General features: G+C 41.5%; 4 protein-coding genes. 3 read left to right on the forward strand and 1 reads right to left on the reverse strand.

The window, feature by feature from the left end; translation table 11 throughout:
• From H5072_RS10990 to H5072_RS11000, 3 genes are all read left to right on the forward strand, one after another.
• Nucleotides 1-2,137 (forward strand): exonuclease domain-containing protein (locus H5072_RS10990; RefSeq protein WP_182693545.1); only part of this gene is annotated, 2,137 nt, incomplete at its 5' end.
• Between the two features lie 135 nt (nucleotides 2,138-2,272).
• Nucleotides 2,273-3,154: a hypothetical protein gene (locus tag H5072_RS10995; RefSeq protein ID WP_182693546.1), complete on the forward strand. Its 882-nt coding sequence runs from the start codon at nucleotides 2,273-2,275 to the stop codon at nucleotides 3,152-3,154.
• A gap of 62 nt (nucleotides 3,155-3,216) precedes the next feature.
• On the forward strand, nucleotides 3,217-4,170 hold the full coding sequence (locus tag H5072_RS11000) for a surface lipoprotein assembly modifier (RefSeq protein ID WP_182693547.1): 954 nt from the start codon (nucleotides 3,217-3,219) through the stop codon (nucleotides 4,168-4,170).
• Here H5072_RS11000 and H5072_RS11005 read toward each other — a convergent pair.
• On the reverse strand, nucleotides 4,154-5,332 hold a 1,179-nt coding region (locus tag H5072_RS11005), incomplete at its 5' end, for a S8 family serine peptidase (protein ID WP_182693548.1). The genes H5072_RS11000 and H5072_RS11005 overlap by 17 nt on opposite strands.

Below are 5,332 nucleotides of genomic sequence, written 5' to 3' on the forward strand. Positions count from 1 at the left end.
CTATTTAGCGCATTTTAGAGAGCTTATTGAGTTTGTAACTAGTAAATGTATGCATTTACTTGAGCCCAAACACAGCGAATTTATTAGTAAAATTAACCAGCTAGATGAGCAAAGCCAATGCATGTTGGCGCGTGTGTACTCGCGAAAGCCTTATTTAGTGCAGGCGCAATCGCTTAATTATGAAGAAATAACCTCGCCGCATCAGGCTATTTATACGCTAAAAAAAGCCGGTATTTTATTTGAGCCAAACGAGCAGCATTATTCGCAGCTTTTAGCGCACTTAACTAAGCCTTCTTTGGTTGAGTTGCTAAGTAATTACAGTGAGCAAATAAGTTTTAAAAAGAGTGCCGCTAAAGGCGCGCTGGTGGATATTGCGCGTGAGTTTTTTAAAGCACGCCCACAAGAGCTTGCGCCACTTTATAGCCAGTATGTAATTAATAACCGCAGTGATTACTACGAGTATTTTGAGTTTTTATTTGCAGGTAAACTAAGCAGTGGAGATGTGAATCATCAAAACCGTTTTGTAATGCGAGACTTAGGCTTAACCGCTACGCGCGAAGGACACAGCGAGAGCTTGTCGCGTTTTGAAACACTTGACGAAGCGCAATCAAACTATTTATTAAACCGTTACCGGTTAGCATTTAAAAATATTACAGATGAGAGCGACTATGTTGCTTTAGCGTCGCAGGTTTTAGTGCAAGCTGCACATGGTGCAATTGCCGTTGTATTAAAAAACAAACTATTAGTTAGGCTTTATAGGCAGCTAAAAACAGTTGATAGCGAACTTGCTTTTAGTTTACTTGAAGGGTGCGTGGATGATAGCGAAGCACAAGAAATTCAAATAAGAGAGCAATACAGGCTTGGCAATAAAGAGTGGGTAAAAGCTCGATTAGAAGCCATTATCGAAAACCCACTTACTGATGATTTACTTTATTTTGCTGACGATTTTTTAATGCGTAAGTTTAATAAAAAAACACGTTCGCGTTTAAGTGCCATGCTTGCCGACACTCAGTGCGTGCTAGAAATAGATGAACTGTACCGAGGTGAAGTAGAGCAGGGCGTAAACGATTATTATACTCGCGAAGGTATGGCTGTATTTAATACCGAAAACACGCTTTGGCAAAGTTTGTTTGGTTTAGTATTTTGGCACGAGTTATTTGTGGAGTCGCCTTATCCGCCATGCAATGAGTTTGATATTTATCCGCAAGTATTAAGGCTTGGTAATTTTTATGAAGCGCAGCAAACACAGATAAACGAGCGCTTAGCTCAGTGCCAAACGTCGCAAGCATTACTTAATTTAGTATGCAAAAATGCAGCGCAATACTTTGATCAGCCCAATGGCTTATTTAGATGGCGCAGCAATTTATTAGAGCCACTAGAAGCGCTTATTTTAAACAGCCCACTTGAGGCACTAATTGCGCACTTAGCAGCCATGAGTAAACATTATTTACAGCTAAAAGACGGTTACCCCGATTTAATGGTCATTAATAATGGCCAAGTACACTTTGAAGAGGTAAAAGCCCCAGGCGATAAGCTTAGGCGCAACCAATTAACCACCATAGATAATTTAAAAAATGTGGGCTTTACGGTACATATTGCCGCAGTTAAGTGGTTTGTAGACCCAAACCGTGTTTACAGCGTAGTTGATATAGAAACCACGGGCGGCTTAAAAGGCGGCAACCGAATTACCGAAATTGGCATTGTTAAAGTGCAGCACGGTAAAGTAATTGATACCTGGACGAGCTTAGTTAACCCCGAGCGCCATATACCTGGCTTTATTACGTCATTAACCGGTATTAGCGACAGTATGGTTTACAACGCGCCTGTATTTGCCAATATAGTTAAGCCGCTATTAGATAAACTCGCAGGCAGTATTTTTGTAGCCCATAACGTTAATTTTGACTACGGCTTTATTAAAAAAGAGTGCGAGATGGCAGGGCACTTTTTTAAAATGCCAAAAATGTGCACCGTGGTTGAATCGCGCAAAGCGTTTAAAGGCTTAAAGTCGTATTCGCTTGGTAACCTTAGTGCGCATTTTGATTTAAATTTAACCAGCCATCACCGCGCATTGGCCGACGCAACCGCCACTGCCGAGCTGTTATTGCTGATACAAAATAGTGAAACGCAAACGCCGTAGGGTATTGGCTTACCTTTAAGTATTTGAAATTTAGTTAATAAGTGATTTTATTGTAATTTTTTAATTTATTTTGGAATAAAGTGTTTTTGTAAATCGTCTTCTTTATGTCAATCCGACAAACTAGAGGACAAAACAATGACTAAATTAAATAAAATTGTAAGCGTAATGATGTTAAGCGGTGTGTGTACTTTTACAGGTGCAGTGCACGCCGCTGATATTGAAATATCCCAGTCAACGTCGGCGCAGCAACAAACATCTACATCTATTGCGCTTTCACAAAATGGTTTAACAGCCAGTGGTAGCAACGAGTCAAACGTATCTAACGATACACAGGTAACGGCTGATGATTCGCAAAACACAGATTCAACGGCGAATAACACGCAAACTCCAGCGCAAGAAAGCAGTGAGGCCGCAGAGCCTGCAAATTCATTAGTTGCATCTGCCAGCTCATCTTTAAATAACTCATTGAACGCATCGGCCTCGTCTTTAAATGCCACAGGTAATACCACAGTCAATACAGCGCTTGATGCAACCGCGCAGTTAACCTCATCGGCGGATAATTTAACGACTGCAGTGAGCCAATCGTCATTACTTTCTGTTAGCTCTGAGCAAGGCGCTCAGCCTGATACTACTGATACACCAACAGATGCCTCTTTACTTTCAAATGTGAGTAGCGCAACCGATTCAGTAACACAAGCTGATGCAGCGAGTGCGCTTAATGCGGGTGAGCTTACAAACCAATTAGCAATTACTAATACGGCTGCAAACTCAGTGAGTTCTGCACTGCAGGTAGGTGATGCAATTAATACCAGTAATGAAATTGTAAGTAGTGTTCAGCAATCTTTAATTGCCAGTGTGCAAGATAGTACGGTTAGCAGTTTACAAAACACGGTACAACAAAGTGTTAGCGGGCAGGTGAGTGCAGCGGTTACTGATCAAATTAGTAACGATGTAGCACTTAGCACCGCAAGTGAAGTAGTAACCAACATTACTAACGACTTAGACCTAGGCCTTTAATACGCCGCGTGTTTGCACAAATGCCGAATAGGGAAACCTATTCGGCCTGTTGGAGAATAAATATGAAAGCAGTTATAACCGCCACATTGTGTGTTTTTAGTGCCCAAGCGGTGCTTGCACAAACCAACCACGTTAAAACATCTGAGCAAAATAAACCCTTTAAAAGTAGCTTTGAGCTAAATGCAGATGCAGAAGTTGGGGTATTGAGCAATTCAGCGCTCTCTGTTCAGGAGCTTGACGATATTTCGTCACAAAGCGACAGTGGCATAAAAACCGCAGCCGGTGTTAATGCAAAATGGCAATTAACCAAAGGCGCCAAATTAACCTCAAGCTATCGGTTTGAACAACAAGACTACGATGAATTTGATCAATACGATTTAGACCTTCATCAATATGGTTTAGATGGCAGCTACAGCTTTAATAGCCATGAGCTAGGGGTTCGTTACGATGGCGCAAAAGCAAATGTAGATGGCGAAACATTTTTACATTTTAATCAAGCTAGTGCTTACTATGGCCACTTTTTAAACCCACATACGTATTTGCGTATGAGCATAAAAACCAAAGCTAAACGTTTTGCTACTGCAAAAGCACGTAATGCCGATGGTGTAGGTGCCGATGTAGCGCTTTATCATTTTATAAATAATGGCCAAACCATGCTAATGGCAACGCTAAGTGCTGATAAAGAAAACGCCGACGACAACCAATACGACTTTAACGGCTACGGCTTTACTACTAAAGTTACGCACAAATTTACGGCCTTTAATGTGGCTAACAAAGTAGGGGCTGGCTGGCGTTATCAAAATAAAGATTACGATGAGCAAACAACGGATGATTTTTTTGAGCAAATACCGTCGCGAGATGAGCACCGAAATGTAGTTAATGCGTTTTATAACGTAGCTGTGTTTGAGCACGTAACGCTAATAGCCGAGGCTGAATATGGCGATTATCAATCAAAGCTTAGTAGTAATACCTATACGCAATCGGTTTTATCGGCGTCAGTTAAAGTGCACTTTTAGGTGGGTAAATGGCGCCATAACCAAAGGTGGTGTCTTTGCCTTGCTCGCCTAAATCGACGACCAGCGATGTAAGCTCGTTAAGTGCTTTGGTTTTATTATTCCCATGCTTTAACAATAAACAACTTAATGCCGCGCTTACATGCGGCGCCGCCATTGACGTACCCGACTCCCTCCCAAATTTTCCATTGCCTTGGCTTGTAACAACATTTACACCAAGGGCTGCAAAGTCTATGTAATCGCCTTTATTTGACCATCTATAAATGTGGTTTTTTGAATCAATAGCACTTACCGCTATCACGCTTTTATACGCGCCTGGGTATAACGGCTGCGACGCCGGCCCTTGGTTACCCGCAGCAGCTACAATTAATACGTTTTGTTTTAATGCTGCAGTAATACTTGCTTCTAAAATTGCGTTATTTGGCCCTGTTAGGCTCATATTTATTACGGGGATTTTATTACTAACTAGCCAGTTAAGTGCCTCTACTATGGCAAATAATGTAGCCCCTTGTGCATATTCAGATTGCCTATAAAACACCTCGGCACTGTATAGCTCTGCACTGCTTAAAAGCGGGCTGAGCATTACTCCTTTACCTGTAATTAACCCCGCTATGGCGGTGCCGTGTAAATTTGGCGAGCTTAACCCTTTAGGTAAAAAGCTTTGCGTGGTGATATTTGCGCCTTTAAAAGCGTTGTGTTTGGTATTAATTGCGCTGTCGATCATGCCAATTTTTACGCTTTGTGTGCAGTAAGGAGCAACAGGCTTATTTGGTGTTACTTTCACGCTAGGCTCGCCTGTTTGCGCTTGGTAAATGTGGTTTCGGTCAAGTATTGCAGACTCATCTAAGTTAAGTGCTTTTAATAACTCACTTTTAGAGTTAACACCTTGGGGTACATTAAAGCGCACTAAGCTCATGTTAAGTGCGTTGAAATTTTTTACCGATACAATGGTTACATTTTGCTGCTTTAGGGTATTAAGTTGTTGGCTATTTGCCATTAATAACCATTGGCGCTCTATTGCTCTAAAGCCGTTTTCAAGCTCTACTTCAACAAAAGCGGTGTTTTGGCTATTTATATTAATGTTAAGCACATTGGGTAAGCTGCTAATTGGCTCACTAATTTGCGCTTTTAGTTCATCAATCGAAACTTGCGGTACAGGCACCGG

It is taken from the genome of Pseudoalteromonas sp. SR45-5, assembly GCF_014163565.1.
GTDB classification, from domain to species: domain Bacteria; phylum Pseudomonadota; class Gammaproteobacteria; order Enterobacterales; family Alteromonadaceae; genus Pseudoalteromonas; species Pseudoalteromonas distincta.